The organism is Natronogracilivirga saccharolytica, from assembly GCF_017921895.1.
Classification (GTDB): domain Bacteria; phylum Bacteroidota; class Rhodothermia; order Balneolales; family Natronogracilivirgulaceae; genus Natronogracilivirga; species Natronogracilivirga saccharolytica.
The window spans coordinates 16285-35853 of the sequence record NZ_JAFIDN010000001.1 but is presented as its reverse complement, the minus strand read 5'-3'; the positions used below and the strand labels follow the sequence as shown (position 1 = coordinate 35853).

Sequence of the window (19569 nt, the reverse complement as noted above, 5' to 3'; positions counted from 1 at the left end):
AATCGTTCGGTATCGTAGAAGTATTGATTATCGGTGACAAGCGTTGCAATAGACGGAGGCGTCAATATTGCGCTTCTCTATGATCATCTGGGCAAATTCATAGTGATCGTCAGGCGGTTCCCAGGCCATATTGGTTACCTCTTCAACAGGCCGCAGGTTCGGCCCCGGGTCGTTGTGGCAGTCGAGACACCACCCCATGCTCATGGATTCGGTTTTCATGACCACTTCCATCCGGTCAACACGTCCGTGGCAGGTGGCGCAGCCGACACCTGCGTTCACGTGGATGGAGTGGTTAAAGTAAGCGTGATCAGGAACATCATTTACCCGTATCCACTCTACTGGGTCACCGCTTTCCCAGCTGTCAAATAACGGTTGCAGTTTTTCGCTGTCTGTGGCTACATATTCGTGACAAGTCATACATGTTTCAGTGGATGGGATTCCGGCAGCTGCCGATTCCCAGGCAGATCCGTGGCAGTACTGACAATCCAGACCGAGTTCCGAAACATGGAATTTATGACTGTATGGAATGGGTTGATTCGGTGCGTAACCTACTTCCAGATATTCAGGGGAGCCGAAATACCAGAAGCCAAAAATAATACCCGTGATTATGATAATCGTAGCAAGATGTATCCGCTTTGGAATATTGTTGACCCATTCGGGAAAAATCTGCGCCATATATACAGCATTTATATTTGAATAGAAGGATACCTGTAATCAGTTCGGGAATGACAAGGCAAGCCGGGTGACAGGACCAGTGGGTGTCATATATATTACATTGACCTTCATTCCAATTTTGCACGAATTGCTTTGTTCTCGGCAGGTATGGATACGCACCATATCCGATGAAAAACAGAAACGTACATCACTGATTGGCAATAAATATAGCTGAAATTGGAAGCTAAAAAAAAGAAAAAAATGAAATTTCACATAATCTTAAGAGTTCAGGAATAGATTTGTTTTTTTTTTCTGTTTTAAAGGCAGGGGAGTAAACTGTTCCGGCCTCTGCAGTTACATCAGTACTCACATATGCATCGGTATTTAGCTGAACTTATTCTAAATTGCAGCTGTTCTAAATCCCTGATATTCAATCCTGTCAGTTTCTTTATCCCCAATACTCCCGATAACGATCAACCGAAACGCGCTCCATGATTATTACCATTACAGACCTCCCGCAGCTTAATGCTGTTCTGAATTCCATTGCAACCATTTTTCTCTTTGCCGGTTTCATATTCATAAAAAAACGGAATATTCAGGCTCATATGAGAATGATGTGGTCTGCATTCATCATGTCCGCTCTTTTCCTGATCAGCTATGTCATTTTTCATTACCAGGTTGGCTCCGTGGGTTACGATGGCACGGGATGGATTCGTCCGGTCTACTTTGCCATTCTGATCAGCCATATAATTCTGGCCATAGTGAATCTGCCCATGATACTGCTTACGATGTACCGGGCTGTCAGAAAAGATTTTGAGCGGCATAAAAAAATTGCCCGCTGGACCTGGCCCGTCTGGATGTACGTTTCTGTGACCGGGGTGATCGTCTACCTGATGATGGAATTCTCCGGGAGCTATGACAAGCTCTATTACCTGCAGTAATTATTCTTCCGGCGGTATAAAGAAGGCAAAAAAAAGCCCCCGGAAGAGAGGGGGGCTTATAAGGCGAATCAGATATCAAGAGAACCCATGAATTCCTTTCCGGGCTCAGGTACGATTATCTTCGTTTTCTTGTTACCGTATTTTTCTACCAGGGAAATAAACTCTTCCGGTGTTCCCGTGAGTATTGGCATGGTGCCATAGTGCATGGGAATGGCAAACCGGGGTTCCATTATGTTGCATGCATAGGCCGCTTCGGCCGGACCCATAGTGTAATAGTCACCCACGGGCAGAATAACCATGTCCGGGCGGTACAGCTTTCGGTACATTTTGAAATCGGGCATGATATTCGTATCACCGGCATGGTAGATTTTGAAGTTCCCAAAATGGAGAATGAATCCGGCGGGTTCTCCGGCATACTTGCCGTTCCAGGAATTTGAATGATTGGCATTGGTCATTGTTGCCTTGAAAGCGCCGAGGTCAACAGTTCCCCCCTTGTTCATTTCAACTGCCTGTTCTTCCGGCAAACCATCCTCTTTCAGCAGTGCCGACAGCTCAACGATGGAAACTACCTTTGCGCCGGTTTTTTTTGCTATCGGAATCGCATCGGCGGCATGATCCATGTGTCCGTGAGTCAGCAGTATGAAATCTATCTGATCGGGTGATTTCCAGGAATCAGGTGTCTTTGGATTGTCTGTGAGGAAAGGATCGACAAGAACTTTTTTTCCTGATGATGTGCCAAACAGAAACGTTGAATGACCTAACCATCGAGCTGTAATCATTGCGCACCTCTTTTGTTTTATGATTGTGGAATACTTGTAAAAATCGCCTGCTCTTAATCAAAAACAAGAAAAAAAACACTACCGTTTGCCATAAGATAATCTTATTTTAGAGCCGGAAACAGAAGTATGATTTTTCAGCCTGATACGGTGCCTGGTTATGCGTGCCGAATCCTGTTCTGGTTTGACAGCACAATCTGACTCCGGGATTATCAGGTATCAGGCATGACTACCGGTGTTAATATAAACGGTTATATAACGTCATTTTTAACAGGCAGCAGCGGACTGACTGCCTCAGAAACCTTCACTCAAAAATATTACAACTTATGTCTCAACCAAAGCGTTTAGCCATCCTTGTGGCTGGTGGACCAGCTCCCGGAATCAACAGTGTTATCGGATCTGCAGCTATCAGGGCCATTCAGCATGGATATGAAGTGCTCGGACTGAAAGACGGATTCAAGTGGATCATGAGAGGCGATACTTCTCACATCGAGCATTTGACTATTGAAAAGGTAAGCAGGATCCATCTTCGCGGCGGTTCTTTCATCGGAATTGCCCGTGATAATCCCACAAAAAAGAAAGAGGATCTCGAAACTGCCATCAACACGCTCCTGAAGCTGGGTGTTGACAAGCTGGTGACCATTGGCGGTGATGATACGGCATTCAGTGCCATGACACTTGAGAAGCATGCTGATGGCAAGATCAGTGTCGTTCATGTTCCCAAAACCATTGATAACGACCTTGATCTGCCGCACGGAATTCCGACATTCGGCTTCCAGACAGCACGACATATCGGTGTTGAGATTGTCAAAAACCTGATGGAGGATGCAAGGACCACTTCCCGCTGGTACTTCGTGGTTTCCATGGGACGCAAGGCAGGACACCTGGCTCTCGGTATCGGCAAGGCTTCCAGTGCCACTCTCACACTGATACCCGAGGAGTTCAAAGAGGAAGAAATTCCGCTTGGCAAGCTGACGGATATTCTGGTTGGGTCCATTCTCAAACGCAAAGCCCTGGGGCAGCATAACGGTGTTGTTATTCTTGCCGAAGGTCTGGTTGAACGTCTCAGTACCAAGGAGCTTGAAGGCCTGGCTGAACTCGAGCGCGACGAGCATGACAATCTGCGTTTTGCCGAGCTTGACCTCGGAGAGATTCTAAAAAACTCCGTTAAGAAGCGTCTCGAGGAACTCAGCCAGAAAACTACTATTGTATCGAAAAACATCGGTTACGAATTGCGCTGTGCCGATCCGATTCCGTATGATATGGAATACACAAGGGATCTTGGGTTTTCTGCTGTTGAGTTCATCGTCAAAGGCGGTACTGCTGCCATGGTATCCATCCAGGGCGGCCACTTTGTGCCGATGTATTTCAAGGATATCCTGGACAAGGAAACCGGTAAAACCAAGATCAGAATGGTTGACCGCACCGCCATGTCATTTGCAATTGCCATGCAGTACATGATCCGCCTGGAAAGCAATGACTTTAAAAACGATGAGATGCTTGAAAAACTTGGTAATGCAGCCGGTATCAGCGGCGCGGATTTCAAATCGAAATTTGAGTATGTCACTGAGTTCGAGGTAGAAACCGATGAAGTGAGCAAAAGCATTAGGAATAACTTTCCCGAAAGTTTCTAATAAGCTTATCAGCTTTTTTTGACATCTCGTTTTTGATGTATCAGATCAGCGCGGTTTCCGGATAATAATGCCGGAGGCCGTGCTTTTTTTTTTTGCAACCGCAAGTCCTGACCGCAGATGTATTATGGGAAAAGTGATTCATCATGAATGACGTCAGATAGATAATTTGCAATAAAATCTGCATCTTGTAAATGGCGACTGGCTGACAAATGCCTTGCACAGCGCTTTATTTTCTGATTAATATCCACCACTCAATCGGGAGTAATTATGGCAGAAAAGATCAAACTTCATCCGGTAACACCACACCAAAAACGCATTTACTCCATAGCCGATCACATTAAGAATGATGATATACTGTTGCTGCCGACGGATACACAATACGCCCTGGCCTGCCTTTATTCGAACAAAAAGGGGATTGAACGCATCAGGCAGATCCGTCAGCTGAAAAATGATCATCTGCTGACTCTTATATGCGATTCACTCACCGGAATATCAAAATTTGCCAAACTTGGTGACAATCAGTTCAAAGTGATAAAAAAACTGATTCCGGGGCCATATACTTTCGTTTTGCCGGCCACCAAGGAAGTACCGAAATTGCTGCTCAATCCCAGGCGCCAAACGATCGGGTTCCGCGTGCCGGACTATCCGATTTGCCAGAAACTTGTGGATGAACTTGGAGACCCGCTTATAGCCACCACCGCCCGCCATCCCGATTATGAAGACGGTCATGGGAACGGAACTACAAGCCGAAAGGAGCTATTCAGACGATTTGAAAAGCAGATTGATCTGATTGTTGACAATGAGCAGCAGCTGTCAAATGAACCTTCTACCATTGTGGACATGTCTGATGCTGATCCGGTTGTCATCAGGGCAGGAAAAGGATATGACGAGTTCCTTTCTGTTTGCGCTGTTGCTGATCTGACTCCGGTTGAAGCCTGATATCTCAGATCTGTTTCAGGCTCGCGGTATAGTCCGGCCGGATTATCCCTTTTTCCGTGATAAAAGCATCAACAAGCTCGTGCGGGGTGATGTCAAAGGCCGGATTATACACCGGAGCTTTTTCCGGTGCGGTAACCTGATCGCCTATGACTCGAAGCTCATCATCCTGGCGTTCTTCAATGGGAATGTCATCACCTGTCGGAGTATTCAGGTCGATGGATGACTTCGGTGCCGCTACGTAAAAAGGGATACCGTGATGCTTTGCCAGAACAGCAAGACTGTATGTGCCGATTTTATTGGCAACATCACCATTTGCCGCCACACGGTCCGTCCCCACTATGACAAGGTCGGGTTTGCTTGATTTCATGACCCATCCGGCCATGGAATCTGCAATGATGTGATAATCAATTCCAGTTTTCTCAAGTTCCCAGGCGGTAAGTCTGCTTCCCTGCAGCAAAGGGCGGGTTTCATCCACCCACACGTGAATTTTTTTACCTTTCAGGTGGGCATGATATATGACAGAAAGTGCCGTACCGTACTTTCCGGTTGCCAGACTTCCCGTATTGCAATGGGTGATAATGGCGGCATTGTCAGGAATAAGCTCCTGGCCGGCAATTCCAATATCAGCGCAGATTTGCTTGTCATTTTCGTGAAGGTCCCTGGCCAGATCCAGCAGGGCGGATGTGATTTTTTCCGCAGGTTCTCCCTGCATGCTGTCAGACAGACTAAGAGCCTGGTCCAGTGCCCACTGCAGGTTTACAGCAGTGGGTCGTGCCGACGACAGGTATTCGCAGATTCGCTGAATCTCTGAGTGAAGATCAACTATTTCGATCTCCGGCAGATCTTTGGCTCCAAGGTAAACTCCGTAGGCTGCTGCAATACCTATGGCCGGAGCTCCGCGTACCCGCAGGGAACGGATCGCCTCCCACACTTTTCCTACTTCGAAAATATCCTGATAAATTTCCCTTCCGGGAAGAAAAGTCTGATCGATAATGCGGATGTGGTCTTCCTTCCACTGAATCGGTTCAACTATGTGCAGTTCCGGGTTCTTGTTATTCATGCTGTAACATATGCTGAGTGTGGGAATTAAAATGTTCTGCGTTATTATGCTCTCGGATGATACGTGCGGTGCACTTCTTCGAGAAACGAACGGTCTATGTGCGTGTAAATCTCGGTAGTCAGGATGGAGACATGGCCCAGCATTTCCTGTACTGCCCTGAGATCCGCACCGCCCTCAAGCAAATGAGTCGCAAATGAATGACGCAGCGTGTGCGGATGTATGGATTTGGTTATGCCGGCTTCTTTTGCGGCACCCGTTACGATATGCCACAGGCTCATACGGGACAACGGCTTCCCTCTGTAGCTCAAAAACAGGCGGTTTTTTGCTGTATCGGGATTTTTCATCAGAAACGGGCGTGCATTGCGAAGATAATCACTTATGGCTTCAAGAGCTTTTTCACCAACGGGGACAAGCCGCTCTTTGTTACCTTTTCCGATTACTTTGACAAGCTGGAGTTCATTAATGAGTTGATCGGTTTGCAGTTCAATGGTTTCCGACGCCCGGAGCCCGGTTGCATACATCAATTCCAGAACAGCTGCATCTCTTAATCCCAGCCGGTCACGGCGGTCGGGAGCCTCAATCACAGCAGCAACTTCATGCTGATCAAGTACATCCGGCAGCTTTCTGCCTTTTCTCGGCAACTCAATCAGTTCGGCGGGATTTGCCGGACACCATTGCTCAACAACGGCAAACTGGTGAAAACCACGGATGGATGAAATATTTCTGGAAAGGGTGCTGACCGAAAGCTGCATGGAACGCAACTCCAGTAAATATGTCTCAATGTGACCGAGAGTTACACCTGAGAGGTCGCCGATTCCGATATCGCGTCCGATAAAGGTCAGATAGCGCCGCAGGTCATTGTCATATGACTGCAGGGAGTTTTCAGCCAGTCCTTTTTCAAGTTTAAGAAAGTAAAGATACTGTTCTCTCTGTTTTTTAAAATACGTCATTTGTCTGGATATGCAGGCACAAGCCCGGTTTACTCAGCCCGGTTACTTTTTGATTTACCGGCTGAATCATCAGCACTCTTCTCTCCGGTCTGGCCGGAAGCGGCCTCCTCCTGTTTGTCAGGGTATTTCACCCGGCCATGATACATGCCCTGAAGGATACGTATGAAAATATCTTTAATAATTTTCAGGTCTTTCAGAGTAAGTGCGCAATTGTTGAGCTGGCCTTCGGAGAGCCTGTCATCAACCATTCGGTTGACCAGGTTTTCGAGCTTTTGGAAGGAATGGTCTGACATGGATCGCGAGGCTGCTTCGACTCCGTCAGCCAGCAGGATGATACCGGTTTCTTTGGAATCGGGTATCGGTCCATCATAGCGGAAATCTTCTTCCTGAATTTCCTGATCATTGCCGGACTCATTCATGGCTTTTTCGTAAAAGAACCGGATCAGTGACGTGCCGTGATGGGTGCGTATGAATTTGATGATCGTTTCGGGAAGCTCGATTTCTTTGGCCATTTTAACACCGGCATCCACATGATTTTTTATGATCAGTGCACTCATCCTGGGTTTCAGTTTATCATGTACATTCCCTGAGCGTTGATTTTCGACGAAATACTGTGGTTTTTCAAGTTTTCCGATGTCATGGTACAACGCGCCTACACGGCAGAGCAGTGAATTTGCCCCGATGCCGGTGGCTGCTGCTTCTGAGAGATTGGCTACCTGGAGGCTGTGGTGAAAAGTGCCGGGAGCTTCCAGCATAAGTTGTTTGAGGATAGGGCGGTTTGTATCACTTAGTTCCAGAAGCGTTACGTCCGTAGTGATACGGAACGTCTTTTCGACCAGCAGAATAAGCGGGTAGGCCAGCCAGATACCGACGGCATTTCCGGCAAGAAAGAGCAGATTATCCGCATATATGCTCCATCCGCCAACTTTTGTGAGTGTGAAACCAAGCAATACCAGGGCATAGGAGAAAAAGATGAGAGCCGGGGTAGTCAGATAGAACTGGCTGCGGTCTTTGATATCACGGACGGAATAGACTCCGATGCTGCAGGCCGTAATGGTGGCCACTACAAACTCGAAACTGCTTCCAAACATCAAACCTGCCAGCATGGCCACCATGGTAGTAGCCATCAGTCCGACCCTTGAATCGAAAATGATGGTAAGCAGTATAGGTGCTATTGCAAAGGGCACGACATAAGGTGAAAGTTCATCAACGCGGGCAACAAAAGCGCCGATGGTATAGACCAGGGCAATAGTCAGAAAAACCAGAAGCAGCATCGGGTTTTCATCAAAAATTTTGCGCCGGTACAGATATATATAGAAAAAGAAAATCAGGAATACGGCCAGCACCAGCAGTGACTCGCCGAAATACTGTTTCCACAGCTCAATATCACTTGCTCTTTCCGCACGTGCCCGCGCAAGGCTTTGCAGCATGTTGTGCCGTTCGGGTGTAATGATGTCTCCGCGCCTGATTATGACCTGCCCGGCGGATACAGCTCCTTTGGTTGGGGAGATGGCCTCAATTTTTTCCTGAACCTGTTCTTCTGTATCCTCTTCACTGAACCTTAAATTGGGTTCTGCAATACCGTCGAACAACAGCAATACCGACTGAACAACTTCTCCGTCAAACCTGCGCGCCAGACGGGTTTCTGCAAAATTCCGGGCATCATTCACGGTGCGGATCAGATCCAGGGAAACAGTCCGCTCGGTGCGTTCCCGCAGATCACGTACCGTGATTTCGTCTGTCTGGATGTCATCTTTCGGGATATCGATGACCCCGTCCGAGTAAAGTTCGCGCAGCAGATCAGCCAGTTTGTTTTGTATCTGCTCGTGGAATGCGGGAGTATCGCCGGGGCTTTCCGTCAGTTCGTGATAATGCTCAAGAAGGGGCTCCCAGTCATTTGTTTCCAGGTTGATTTCGGACCTGTTTCGAAGGCGTGAGAAGTACAGGCTGTCATCCCGGGCCTGGGCCGACTCCATCGCTCTGGATTCCTGCCAGTCTGAGTAGGCCTGCAGCACCGGCAGCATTTCCCGGAATAATTCATCAAGGCGATTAAAAGCGCCTGATTCGGCATTGTGATCGACCTTGAAAATGGGAGGCGTATACTGCTGGATTTCCCGGATTTCTTCACGAATCTCGGCATCGTCTTTTATCAGACTAAAGGTGAACGGTGCGGTCAGATCATCATCCCGCCAGGGGTCACCTATGTTATATGCCGTTTCATGAAAGGTTGATTTGGGATAGAGTCCGATTACCAGCGCCAGAAAACCGATGCTCAGCAAAAACTTGAATACGTTGTTCTTGCTGAAGAGCCCGGGAACCTTGTCCTTTTTCTGTTTTTCAACAGTGAAAGGAACAAAAGCCTTTTTTTTGCGCTGCAGCCCCAGTTTGTCTAAAAATCCCATAGCAACAGGAGGAAAAATGTCTTGAGAGAATCACCCATCAGCGGAAACCAGCCGGCGAATACCGTCGGCAATTGCAGCTACAGTGAAGAAAATACTTACGCCAATCAAAGTATACCATGGATATGCAATATTCCCTAAAAATATGATAGCCGCCATTGAAAATACGCATACCATCAGAGCTATGGTAGCACTGATTCGGTGAATGGATGTAAACCGGCCAGTGAAAAATGCTCCCAGAAGGCCTCCGTAAGTGAATCCGGCAATAGCCAGTCCAAGTTCAACAACCGGGTTTTCGGTATCGGAAAAAGAAATGGCAAACAGTATGAAAACACCGGTCCACATCAGCGTGAATCCGCGGGATATGATCATCGAATTCGGAAGCTCGGACAGTTTCGGGAATACGTCAAACAGGGTAGAAGAGGACAAGGCCGAAAGCGAACTGCTCAGAGTACTCATTGCCGCGGCGAACAGACCTGCAATAAGCAGTCCGGCAATACCTACCGGGACTTCTTCATTGATGAATTTCAAAAGCACCTCGTCGGCCTGGGTAAGTCCAAGTTCACTGATGGACAACCCCTGATAGTAGCCGTAAATGGTCATCCCGACAATCAGGAAAAGAACAAACTGAACAAGCACGAGAAAACCACTGGATACGATGGCAATCCTGGCTTTTTTCAACTGTCCGCATGCCAGGAGCCGCTGGACCATCAGGTGATCGACACCGTGTGACGCCATCGACAGGAACATTCCTCCCAGCACGGCACCAATAATATTGTATGGAGTGGTGAATATTTCGGTGAACGAATGCGGAAGGGTAATGACCTGCATTTTATCTGCTTCTGTAAGCATGGGAATCAGCGGGTCGACAAGTTGTGTACCGGCAAACCATATCACAAAGGCACCGCCAAAGGTATAGACGGCAAGCTGAAGGACATCGATCCAGATGACAGATTTCAGTCCGCCGTAATATGTGTAAGCCAGTGTCAGGGCGGCAATGATGGAGATGGAAATGGGATAATCCAGCCCTGTGATCACTTTTATGGGAATGGCTGCGGCAAAAAGGCGGACACCGTCAGCAAGCAGGCGGGTAACAAGAAATACGATCGAGATTAGTCTTTGAAAATTGGGGCCGAAGCGCTCCTTGAAAAACGTGTATGCTGTTTTCTGCTCTCCTTTGAAGTAGGACGGGAGTATGAGCCAGGCGATGATTATGCGGCCCAGTATGTAACCGAATACAATCTGAAGGAATACAAAACTTCCGAGATAGGCAACGGCCGGGATCGATATGACCGTGAGCATGCTTGTTTCGGTGGCAACAATGGAAAGTGAAACTGCCCACCAGGGAACATTGCCGTCCGTTTTAAAGTAAGAGGTGGAATCGGCAGGCCGTCCTCCAGCCTTGATTCCAATTACAACACAAAGCAATAAATACAGAATGATGACCAGCAGGTCAATTAATGAAAGTCCCATGTAATGCAAAAATTATGTTTATGATGCCCCGGCGCTGCCGGTCGAAGAGGGTACAAAGTGTTACTCTTCCATCTCAGAGGCAAGAGTAATGCCTTCATCGGTATCAGCGGCAATGGTAAATGCGTTGTCGAGCTGGGAAATGCTCAGCAGGCTCTTTATACGCTCAGGAACATTGCATAATACAAGATTGCGGTCAAGATCCCGGTAGAGTCTTTGTGCAAGCAGCAATGCCCCCAGGCCACTTGAATCAGCAAAACTGATAGCACTCAAATCCAGAATAAGGTGACCGGAGTCACTGGTATTGGCCAGAACGATGAACTGGCTTTTGAGTTCCGGAGCCACCTTGCTGTCAAGCCGCTCCGATTTCAGGGTCATTATGGAATAATTGTCTTCGGTCTGAATTTCAAACTTCATCGATAACCTCTTTGGGTATTCTGATCAATGGTTAACATGGAATATTTCTGGATCCGCTCCCGGAGCATAAAATAACAAATCCGTTGACTTTCTCATCTTTTTTCAATGAATCTGATGAATTCAGATTCATCCAGAATCCTGATACCAAGTTTCTTTGCCTTGTCAAGTTTGCTGCCTGCTTCATCACCGGCAACGACATAGTCGGTTTTTTTACTGACAGACGTTGAGACTTTTCCGCCGTTCTTTTCAATCATTGACCTGGCATCGTTGCGTTTCAAACCCGGCAGTGTTCCGGTGAGGACAAAAGTCAGGCCTGACAAGTTTCCGGTATTATCTGACGGGCTCTCCGTTTCCATTTGCAATCCGATTTCACGCAGCTGTCTGACCATTAAGCTGTTGTCAGGATTGGAGAAAAAGGAGCGGACTGACGCGGCGATACGCGGTCCGATGGAATCAACCTCGCAGAGATCTTCTTCCGAGGCTGCTGACAATTTATCAATATCAGAGAATGCCTTTGCCAGATCACGGGCTACAGTAACACCTACAAACCTGATGCCAAGAGCATAAAGGACTTTTTCAAATGGCTTCTCCTTGCTTTTGTGAATAGCATTGACAAGATTCTCAGCGCTTTTTTTACCCATTCGCTCCAGTGGTATCAGGTCTTCTTTTGAAATACGGTATAAATCGGGAAATGTCTGCACGAGTCCGGCAGCAACCAGCTGACCGACTACGGCACTTCCCAGACCTTCGATATCCATTGCGTCACGGGATGCGAAATGTTCGAGCCGGCTCCGGATCTGCGGCGGGCACTGGTTGTTGGTACAGCGCCAGGCAACCTCTTCGGGAAGCTTTACCAGCTTTGAATCACATGCCGGACATTTTTCCGGCATTTTGAAGGGCGCATCGCGATGTTTGTCTTCCTGCAAGATCACGTTAATGACCTGGGGGATGATATCTCCCGCTTTTTCAACGGTCACCTGATCACCAACACGAATGTCTTTCCGCTGAATTTCCTCTTCGTTGTGAAGCGTCGCTCTTTTGACCGTGGTTCCTGCCAGTGACACAGGCTCAAGTTCAGCAACCGGTGTTATGGTACCCAGCCGGCCAACCTGCAGGGTAATTTCGCGGATGCGGCTTACAGCCTGTTCGGCTTCGAATTTGTAGGCAATAGCCCATCGCGGTGCTTTTGCAGTCTGACCAAGGATTTCGCGGTAACGCTCTTCGTTGACTTTTACGACTACGCCATCGGTTTCATAAGGGAGGTTTTTCCGTATTCCGGCCCAGGAGGAAATCACATCGTGCACCTCATCTATATTTTTGCATCGCTTGCGGTGTTCACAGACCTGAAACCCGGCCTCCTCAAGAATATTCAGTTTTTCTTCCTGCGTGCGCTGCCTGTTGTCATCGTCGATAAGAAGATCGTAGGCGAACATACGTATCGGACGACGAGAAACCGTAGCGGGATTTTGCAGCTTCAGCGTTCCGGCAGTAGCATTGCGGGGGTTGGCGAAAACACTCTCACCGTTTTCGGATCGCTGATTATTCATTTTTGCAAACGCCGCAACTTCCATATACGCTTCACCGCGTATTTCGACTTCAGGTGCAATTTCTGCAGGAATTTCAAGCGGTACGTCGCGGATAGTGCGAATATTGGGGGTAATATCATCTCCTTGAGTACCGTCACCTCTTGTTGCTCCAAGGGTCAGGCGGCCATTTTCGTAACGAAGTCTGACAGCCATGCCGTCATACTTCAGTTCGGCCATATAACTGTAGTTTTCATGGCCCAGTATGTTTTTTACCCTGCGGTCAAAATCATTAAGTTCGTCACTGTTGTACGTGTTGGAAAGACTGAGCATGGGAACCGGATGAACAACCGTAGGAAACTCTTTGGTTGGCTTTCCTCCAACCCTGCTGGTCGGGGAACTGCCTGCATCAAAACCATACTCTTCTTCAAGCTTACGCAGTTCATCAAGAAGCAGATCATATTCGCGATCCGACATCAGCGGTGCAGCTTCCTGGTAATAAGCATCATTGGCCGCTTCCAGAAGGGATCTCAGTTCCCTCACCCTCTTGCCTGCCTTCTCATTATTCATAGGAAAAACTGTTGTTACGGTGAAAAACGAGGACGGTCTAAAATCGAGACGGGAAGGGGCATGTTTTCAAAGATGTCGGAATCGGGTTCAGCAAACTGGTCGTTATCCGCCAGATCAGCTCTGGTGAGACGAACCCGGGTTCCGTCCAGATAAAACTGACTGAAATCCTCGATGAGATTGCCATTGAAGATCAGGACCATTCGTGAAAGTGTTCCCTGAAATGTGATTTCATCAGTAAAATCGAACCGCATCAACTGTCCCTGTTCGACCCAGTACGGGCGCAGCGGCAGGCTTCCGTTGTCTTCTTGTTCAGTAAACAGGTCAGAGTGCACCCTGATCGGTTCGAGATTTCCGTGAAGTGCATAGGCATAAATAAACAGAGTGTCGTCCTCAACCGAATCTGTGAAAAGTTCGTCGGTGATCGTGCTTTCATCCATTTCTGCAGCTGCATCATCATCCTGATCTTCAACCGGCATTCCAAGCTCGCCGATTGTTTCGTCGGATGTTTCAGGTCCGGAGATGTCATCCGCAACCGGCTCTTCACCGGCGATGCCGGGATCATCAGGCGCGACCTGTCCGTCAGGTTCAGGGGCTTCATCAGGCGCCGGTGGTTCGGCTTGATCGGATGGTTCCGCCACCTGTGGACTGTCACCGGTTCCGCTTCCGGCTGCGGCCGTTGATTCTTCCGGGTCGGCACCCGTGTCATCCGTATCACCTGCATGGCTGCCGGATTCATTTTCTGCAGTAACCGCGTTCTCTTCTGCTGCAGGAGCACGGGTAAGCGGATCCTCTTCCGGCTGCCAGAACCAGTAAATGGATCCTGCGGCAATTGCCAGGGCCAGTAAAATTGCAATTATAACCCAGAAGAGGCGGTTTCTTTGCGGTTTGTAGACAGCAGTTTTAACTCTTGAAGCCCAGTCAATGTTTTTGAGGTCGGGCGGTGCGGATTTTTCATCTGATGATGAAGATGCCCCTGCTGCTGACTCCGTTGCCATTGTAGAAGTGGATAGTGGTTTTTTCAGACTTTTGTCTTCCCATTCAACATCATCGATTGTTTTTTCCTGAGATTCAGGGGTAATGGTCTGGGACTTTTTCAGGCCCTCGTTTTTTTTCCTGTCATCGGCTGGTTGCGGCGAGGATTCTTCAGAAGCTGATCCGGTATCATTGCGGTCACTTTCATCCGCTGAACCCTTTGCCTGCTGTTCCGGCTCTTTATCATCAGCTTTTTTATCCGGTTTGCCCCAATCTTCTTCGGCGGTATCCTTTTTTTTGTCTTCTGAATCCCTGCCGCCGCTGTTGCCGGCAACATAGATCTGATAAAGCCCGTCATTGTACGTGCCGATTTCATGTTCATCAAGGGCATTGATCATGTCGGAATCAGCAATTCCCACGGCTTTTGCGTAGGTCCGGAAATAGCTTCTCAGGTACGTTTTGTTTTTCGTCGTTCCGGAAAAGATCGACCCGTCCTCGATTGCTTCAATGGTTTCGATCGGGAGTCGGCATTTGTAATAGACATCCTGCCTGCTCAGTCGCTTTGACTTTCTGATTTGAACAAGGTCGTCGGAAATGTTGGACATTTGGGTTACCTGGAATTATTGATTTTGCATAAAGGCTGATAAAAAATGTCGGCAGAAGATTTGTTTCATTGCCCCATAAACCACTGGATCCTTCTGTGTGTCATGAAATCCGGCATATTACCCGGAATGTGTTCATGCTGCAACAGTATATGATCTGTCTGAATATAAGAAATATTCGCCGTGTTGTAAGGAACGCAGATAATTCAACTCTAATTACCGAAAGGTATGAAAACTGAGAAAAAAAACGGAGTGTGCTGAATTGATTGGATATTTTAAAACTCTGGGGTCCGATATATTCGATTTACTGTACCCGGTAAGTTGTCTTGTGTGCGGAGACAGGTTGTTTCATGATAACAGCCATATTTGCACATACTGTCTCGATTATGCTTTTGAACCAGCAAATGAAGAGTACAGGGAGTCTTGTGACGGGTTAATCATACCGGACTGGATTACTATGCAGGACTCACTTTGGGAGTTTGACAAGGGTGGATACCTGCAGGATGTCCTGCATCATCTGAAATACAGTGGGGTGTCTGAACTTGGCAGGGTCCTGGGACGAAAATTAAGCCTCAAGCTGAGGAAAAATCCGTTTTTTGACCTCGATGAGGAAGTGCTGCTTTTGCCGGTACCGCTTCATCCGTCACGCCAGAGGAAAAGAGGCTATAATCAATCAGCCATGATAGCGGAAGGAATATCTAAAGCAACCGGAGCTGAAATAGTTGACCAGTCGGCAATAAAACGCATAAAGAATACCCGGACTCAGACGGGGCTAAGTTCTGCATCAAGAAAAAATAACATAGCAGGAGCATTTCAGCTTGCCAAACCTGAAGTGTTTCAGTCCGGCAGGGTTCTTATCATCGATGATGTCATCACAACCGGTGCTACCATGCTTGAATTAGCCGGAGTTGTCAGACCTTTATGTGATCACATTGGACTTGCTACGGTTGCAAGGGCATAAAAGATTTATTCTATGCCGTCGTTAATGGCGTTGAGACAATAGTGATCTCCTGTTTGGTGATCTCCTGTTTGGTGATTACCTCGGATAGCAATAATTTATACGCCGGATATATCCTAATGCAGATTCAGATTCATATTTCCAAATGAGTGTATCAAGGCACCCAGACAGCCATTTTATAGAAACGCCCCGCGGAATTTTCACTTCTGCAGGCAACTGGTTTCATATTACCTCGAAGGCCCTCCGGAGCTATGCCCCCGGCTTGCTGGAAAAGCATACACTCGAAAAAATGGTAAAAAAAGCCGAAATCTGGATCAGAAGTGCAGATAATATTGGTATTGTATTATTCATGACATTGCTGTACTACCAGGGGCTGTTGCCTGCAGTTGTACTCACACTTTTCTTTGTTCCAATCTGGCATATAAATAAAAGCAGTCTGGTGAGTCTGACACTGACCAATATTCTATGGTTACTTGACAAAGAGATTCTGGTGGTATTGATTTCCATACTGGTTTTAAGCTGGATGGGAATTACCGGGCAATACGAATCCGTGGTTTTCGGTATTATCATGTTCTGTTTCCTGAAATTCGGGTGGATTCGCTACCTTGTGGAATGGCTTCACGGAAAATTGTTTGAGGGAACGCTGCTGCTCAATGACCGGGTATTAAAGATGATCATACTCAAATATGCAATTAAAGAGGATGTACCCGTAAAAGAGGTCGGTGCCATGGAAAAGGAGATACTGTCACTGATCGAGCAGCAAAAAGAGGTAGCAAGAAAATTTAAAAACAGGAAATAAGACAGCATGAGTGAAGAAGTTCGGCGGATGTTTGCATCCATATCGGGTCGCTATGACCTGCTCAATTCGGTATTATCACTGGGTGTGCATCACAGCTGGCGGAAAAAAGCCGTAAAGTTCACCGGGGCCAGACAGGGAATGCATGTACTGGATTGTGCGACGGGCACCGGTGATCTGGCAATAGAATACAAAAAGGCAGTCGGATCCGGCGGCACCGTGGTGGGAACTGATTTTTGTGCAGAAATGCTCTCCCCCGCCCCCGAAAAGGCCCGCAAACAAAATGTTGATATCCGGTGGGAAGTCGCCGACGCCATGGACCTCCCGTACGAAGACGACTCGTTCGACATCAGCAGCATCGCCTTCGGTATTCGCAATGTTGATGATATCCAGACTGCACTGGCAGAAATGGCGCGGGTGGTCAGGCCGGGTGGAAAAGTAATGGTGCTGGAGTTTGGTCAGCCCTACGGTTTGATGAAGTATCCGTTCCGGTTGCACAGTAAATATGTTATTCCTTCACTGGGAGCATGGATCAGCGGCAACAAGGATGCATACCAGTATCTTCCTGAAACCAGTGCCGCATTTCCGGCAGGAGAACAGTTTGCAGCGGAGATGAAAAAAAACGGAAGATTTCAGTCCGTTGAATTTATTCCGCTCATGCAGGGGATTGCCTACATTTATTCCGGAAAAGTATTGTAATTGTCATCTGTTGTTTCCCGTGTTGTCCGGTATGCAGATTTGTGATGAGGGTATTTTCAGCCGGTTTTTTTGAGCAGGGACAGCATCCCGGACACATTGTATCCGAAATGCAGGGTGCATTGGTTTCCTTGTGACAAGTTCTGTATTTTATCCGATCACATTCCTCAACAAATTGATGAACATGAGAATTGAAGAAATCAAGTCGCTGCTGCCGCATCGTTACCCGTTCCTGCTGGTAGACCGCGTACTGGAGCTGGGAGAAAAAAATATCGTAGCCATCAAAAACGTCACTTCGAATGAAGAGTTTTTTAATGGTCACTTTCCCGGTGCAGCCGTCATGCCGGGAGTGCTGCAGGTGGAAGCTCTGGCTCAGGCCGGCTGTCTGCTGACACTAAAAAACAAAATTGATAATCCGGATGAAGTAATCATCGTCTTTTCGGGTATAAAAAATGCGCGGTTCAGAAGACCGGTAGTGCCCGGTGACCAGTTGCGGCTGGAGGTAGAGCTCGTCAGCTCACGCCGGAATTTCCTGACCATGGGGGGAAAGGCAACTGTGGACGGTGACATGGCTTGTGAAATTGAGGCAACCGCAGCTATTGTGCCCAAAGATAAATTATGAGTACACAACCACCATCAGCATCCGCATCCCGAATTACCACAAGAACCGTAGTTGAAATGAAGCACCGTGCTGAGAAAATCAGCATGTTAACGGCATATGACTACACCATGGCAAAGATTGTTGATCAGGCCGGTATCGAAATCATACTGGTCGGCGACTCAGCCAGCAATGTCATGGCCGGACACGAAACTACACTTCCAATTACCCTTGATCAGATGATTTATCACACACTTTGTGTGGTTCGCGGAGCTGAACGCTCTCTGGTTGTTGCCGATCTGCCTTTTATGAGCTATCAGGTTACTGATACGGGTGCGCTGAAAAGTGCCGGACGCATGATGAAAGAAGCCGGCGCTCATGCTGTCAAGCTTGAGGGTGGCGCATACATCGCATCTACCATTAAAAAAATTGTTGACGCCGGTATACCGGTCATGGGCCATCTCGGTCTTACTCCTCAGAGCATCTACAAATTCGGCACATACAAAGTCAGGGCAACGGAAGAGGAGGAGGCCCGTCAGCTCCTCGATGATGCCAGGAAGCTTGAAGAAGCCGGTTGTTTTGCTGTTGTCCTGGAAAAAATTCCATACAAGCTTGCCGAACAGGTTACTGCTGAACTTTCGGTTCCCACCATAGGGATAGGTGCCGGAAATGCATGTGACGGACAGGTTCTGGTGACTCATGATATGCTTGGACTTAACAAGGATTTTTCACCCAGGTTTTTGCGGCGATATGCCGATCTGCACACGGTAATGACAGATGCCTTCCATAAATACAAATCAGACGTAAAAAAGGGATTGTTCCCTGACACAAAAGAGCAGTATGAGTAACAGTTTATATGATGCCGAAAGGCGCATCCTTGTATGCAACGACGACGGAATTTTTGCACCCGGAATACGTGCTCTGGCCGAAGTAGCTGCGGAGTTCGGACAGGTTGATATCATTGCACCTGACCGCCAGCAAAGTGCGGTAGGTCATGCAATCACCGTATCCGATCCGCTCAGGGTTACGTCATTTCAGATAAACTCCAGGATGGAGGGACAGGCTGTGAACGGAACGCCTGCAGACTGCGTGAAACTGGGCCATGACAAACTTATGCAGAAAAAACCAGACCTGGTACTCAGTGGTATCAACCATGGTTCCAATGCGGGGATTAATATCATTTACTCGGGAACCGTCAGTGCTGCAACCGAAGCAACGATTCTTGGTTATCCGGCGATTGCCGTCAGCTGCATGGAATTCAGTGAATCGGCTGATCTGAGCGGAGCCCAGGAGGCGGCGCGCCGGGCTGTCCGCTATGTCCTGCAAAACGGACTTCCTGCAGGCGTCACACTGAATGTGAATGCACCCGGAGGTCCGCTGAAAGGTCTCCGCTGGGCCAAGCAGGCCAACAGCAGGTATGTTGAAGAATTTGAAGGCCGCGTTGACCCGCATAATAAACCCTATTTCTGGATAACAGGAAGACTGGAGATACTTGACAAAGGCGAAGATCTGGATCTCAACCTGCTAAAAAAAGGGTTTGGCACCATCACACCGATACAGTACGATCTGACCGCCCACTCGTTTTACGGCAAACAGGGAAGTGAACTGGAATAA

General features: G+C 47.8%; 18 protein-coding genes. 9 read left to right on the top strand and 9 right to left on the bottom strand.

The genetic code is table 11. The annotated features are described in order from the left end of the window. Positions 1-27 precede the first annotated feature (27 nt). Complete coding sequence (locus NATSA_RS00170; protein ID WP_210509305.1) at positions 28-675, bottom strand: cytochrome c3 family protein; 648 nt, start codon at positions 673-675, stop codon at positions 28-30. A gap of 470 nt (positions 676-1145) precedes the next feature. Here NATSA_RS00170 and NATSA_RS00165 point away from each other — a divergent pair, with 470 nt between their 5' ends. Then, positions 1146-1595, top strand: a complete 450-nt coding sequence (locus tag NATSA_RS00165) for a DUF420 domain-containing protein (protein ID WP_210509304.1) — start codon at positions 1146-1148, stop codon at positions 1593-1595. 68 nt (positions 1596-1663) lie between these two features. Here the strand turns inward: NATSA_RS00165 and NATSA_RS00160 are convergent, their stop codons facing one another. Further along, positions 1664-2374, bottom strand: a complete 711-nt coding sequence (locus NATSA_RS00160; protein ID WP_210509303.1) for a metal-dependent hydrolase — start codon at positions 2372-2374, stop codon at positions 1664-1666. Between the two features lie 323 nt (positions 2375-2697). Between NATSA_RS00160 and pfp the strand changes: the two genes are divergently transcribed. Next, on the top strand, positions 2698-4005 hold the full coding sequence (pfp, locus tag NATSA_RS00155; protein WP_210509302.1) for a diphosphate--fructose-6-phosphate 1-phosphotransferase: 1308 nt from the start codon (positions 2698-2700) through the stop codon (positions 4003-4005). Between the two features lie 267 nt (positions 4006-4272). Further along, positions 4273-4944 (top strand): L-threonylcarbamoyladenylate synthase, encoded by a 672-nt coding sequence (locus NATSA_RS00150; RefSeq protein WP_210509301.1) that lies wholly within the window; start codon positions 4273-4275, stop codon positions 4942-4944. Positions 4945-4948: 4 nt separating this feature from the next. Here the strand turns inward: NATSA_RS00150 and mtnA are convergent, their stop codons facing one another. The 7 genes from mtnA to NATSA_RS00115 all read right to left on the bottom strand — a co-directional run bounded on the left by mtnA (position 4949) and on the right by NATSA_RS00115 (position 14910). After that, complete coding sequence (gene mtnA / locus NATSA_RS00145; protein WP_210509300.1) at positions 4949-6004, bottom strand: S-methyl-5-thioribose-1-phosphate isomerase; 1056 nt, start codon at positions 6002-6004, stop codon at positions 4949-4951. A gap of 44 nt (positions 6005-6048) precedes the next feature. Beyond that, the gene (gene xerD / locus NATSA_RS00140) at positions 6049-6954 is read right to left on the bottom strand and encodes a site-specific tyrosine recombinase XerD (RefSeq protein WP_210509299.1); all 906 of its coding nucleotides are present in this window, start codon (positions 6952-6954) and stop codon (positions 6049-6051) included. A gap of 29 nt (positions 6955-6983) precedes the next feature. Next, positions 6984-9356 carry an HD family phosphohydrolase gene (locus NATSA_RS00135; protein ID WP_210509298.1) on the bottom strand — a complete coding sequence of 791 codons (2373 nt, stop codon included), beginning with the start codon at positions 9354-9356 and terminating at the stop codon, positions 6984-6986. 30 nt (positions 9357-9386) lie between these two features. Then, positions 9387-10826 carry a sodium:solute symporter gene (locus NATSA_RS00130; protein WP_210509297.1) on the bottom strand — a complete coding sequence of 480 codons (1440 nt, stop codon included), beginning with the start codon at positions 10824-10826 and terminating at the stop codon, positions 9387-9389. Between the two features lie 60 nt (positions 10827-10886). Continuing rightward, complete coding sequence (locus tag NATSA_RS00125; RefSeq protein ID WP_210509296.1) at positions 10887-11240, bottom strand: STAS domain-containing protein; 354 nt, start codon at positions 11238-11240, stop codon at positions 10887-10889. A 92-nt stretch (positions 11241-11332) separates the two neighbouring features. Continuing rightward, a complete protein-coding gene (gene ligA, locus NATSA_RS00120; protein WP_210509295.1) occupies positions 11333-13333 on the bottom strand; it encodes an NAD-dependent DNA ligase LigA in 2001 nt (666 codons plus the stop codon). 14 nt (positions 13334-13347) lie between these two features. After that, entirely contained in the window at positions 13348-14910 is a 1563-nt protein-coding gene (locus NATSA_RS00115; protein ID WP_210509294.1) for a helix-turn-helix domain-containing protein, read from the bottom strand. Positions 14911-15364: 454 nt separating this feature from the next. Between NATSA_RS00115 and NATSA_RS00110 the strand changes: the two genes are divergently transcribed. The 6 genes from NATSA_RS00110 (at position 15365) to surE (ending at position 19569) form a co-directional block, all read left to right on the top strand. Further along, on the top strand, positions 15365-15868 hold the full coding sequence (locus NATSA_RS00110; RefSeq protein ID WP_210509293.1) for a ComF family protein: 504 nt from the start codon (positions 15365-15367) through the stop codon (positions 15866-15868). A gap of 142 nt (positions 15869-16010) precedes the next feature. Further along, complete coding sequence (locus NATSA_RS00105; protein ID WP_210509292.1) at positions 16011-16664, top strand: hypothetical protein; 654 nt, start codon at positions 16011-16013, stop codon at positions 16662-16664. Between the two features lie 6 nt (positions 16665-16670). Then, positions 16671-17360 (top strand): bifunctional demethylmenaquinone methyltransferase/2-methoxy-6-polyprenyl-1,4-benzoquinol methylase UbiE, encoded by a 690-nt coding sequence (ubiE, locus tag NATSA_RS00100; RefSeq protein WP_210509291.1) that lies wholly within the window; start codon positions 16671-16673, stop codon positions 17358-17360. Positions 17361-17541: 181 nt separating this feature from the next. Further along, complete coding sequence (gene fabZ, locus NATSA_RS00095) at positions 17542-17979, top strand: 3-hydroxyacyl-ACP dehydratase FabZ (protein ID WP_210509290.1); 438 nt, start codon at positions 17542-17544, stop codon at positions 17977-17979. Then, entirely contained in the window at positions 17976-18803 is an 828-nt protein-coding gene (panB, locus tag NATSA_RS00090) for a 3-methyl-2-oxobutanoate hydroxymethyltransferase (protein WP_210509289.1), read from the top strand. The genes fabZ and panB overlap by 4 nt, the downstream gene beginning before the upstream one ends. After that, on the top strand, positions 18796-19569 hold the full coding sequence (surE, locus tag NATSA_RS00085; RefSeq protein WP_210509288.1) for a 5'/3'-nucleotidase SurE: 774 nt from the start codon (positions 18796-18798) through the stop codon (positions 19567-19569). The genes panB and surE overlap by 8 nt, the downstream gene beginning before the upstream one ends.

Bases quoted from the DNA above. Each gene is read 5' to 3' on its own strand.
- ligA (WP_210509295.1), bottom strand. From the start codon at position 13,333: ATGAATAATGAGAAGGCAGGCAAGAGGGTGAGGGAACTGAGATCCCTT.
- NATSA_RS00115 (WP_210509294.1), bottom strand. From the start codon at position 14,910: ATGTCCAACATTTCCGACGACCTTGTTCAAATCAGAAAGTCAAAGCGA.
- NATSA_RS00135 (WP_210509298.1), bottom strand. From the start codon at position 9,356: ATGGGATTTTTAGACAAACTGGGGCTGCAGCGCAAAAAAAAGGCTTTT.
- NATSA_RS00160 (WP_210509303.1), bottom strand. From the start codon at position 2,374: ATGATTACAGCTCGATGGTTAGGTCATTCAACGTTTCTGTTTGGCACA.
- NATSA_RS00130 (WP_210509297.1), bottom strand. From the start codon at position 10,826: ATGGGACTTTCATTAATTGACCTGCTGGTCATCATTCTGTATTTATTG.
- NATSA_RS00165 (WP_210509304.1), top strand. From the start codon at position 1,146: ATGATTATTACCATTACAGACCTCCCGCAGCTTAATGCTGTTCTGAAT.
- fabZ (WP_210509290.1), top strand. From the start codon at position 17,542: ATGAGAATTGAAGAAATCAAGTCGCTGCTGCCGCATCGTTACCCGTTC.
- panB (WP_210509289.1), top strand. From the start codon at position 17,976: ATGAGTACACAACCACCATCAGCATCCGCATCCCGAATTACCACAAGA.
- NATSA_RS00110 (WP_210509293.1), top strand. From the start codon at position 15,365: ATGCAGGACTCACTTTGGGAGTTTGACAAGGGTGGATACCTGCAGGAT.
- NATSA_RS00125 (WP_210509296.1), bottom strand. From the start codon at position 11,240: ATGAAGTTTGAAATTCAGACCGAAGACAATTATTCCATAATGACCCTG.
- surE (WP_210509288.1), top strand. From the start codon at position 18,796: ATGAGTAACAGTTTATATGATGCCGAAAGGCGCATCCTTGTATGCAAC.
- xerD (WP_210509299.1), bottom strand. From the start codon at position 6,954: ATGACGTATTTTAAAAAACAGAGAGAACAGTATCTTTACTTTCTTAAA.
- NATSA_RS00170 (WP_210509305.1), bottom strand. From the start codon at position 675: ATGGCGCAGATTTTTCCCGAATGGGTCAACAATATTCCAAAGCGGATA.
- ubiE (WP_210509291.1), top strand. From the start codon at position 16,671: ATGAGTGAAGAAGTTCGGCGGATGTTTGCATCCATATCGGGTCGCTAT.
- NATSA_RS00105 (WP_210509292.1), top strand. From the start codon at position 16,011: ATGAGTGTATCAAGGCACCCAGACAGCCATTTTATAGAAACGCCCCGC.
- pfp (WP_210509302.1), top strand. From the start codon at position 2,698: ATGTCTCAACCAAAGCGTTTAGCCATCCTTGTGGCTGGTGGACCAGCT.
- NATSA_RS00150 (WP_210509301.1), top strand. From the start codon at position 4,273: ATGGCAGAAAAGATCAAACTTCATCCGGTAACACCACACCAAAAACGC.
- mtnA (WP_210509300.1), bottom strand. From the start codon at position 6,004: ATGAATAACAAGAACCCGGAACTGCACATAGTTGAACCGATTCAGTGG.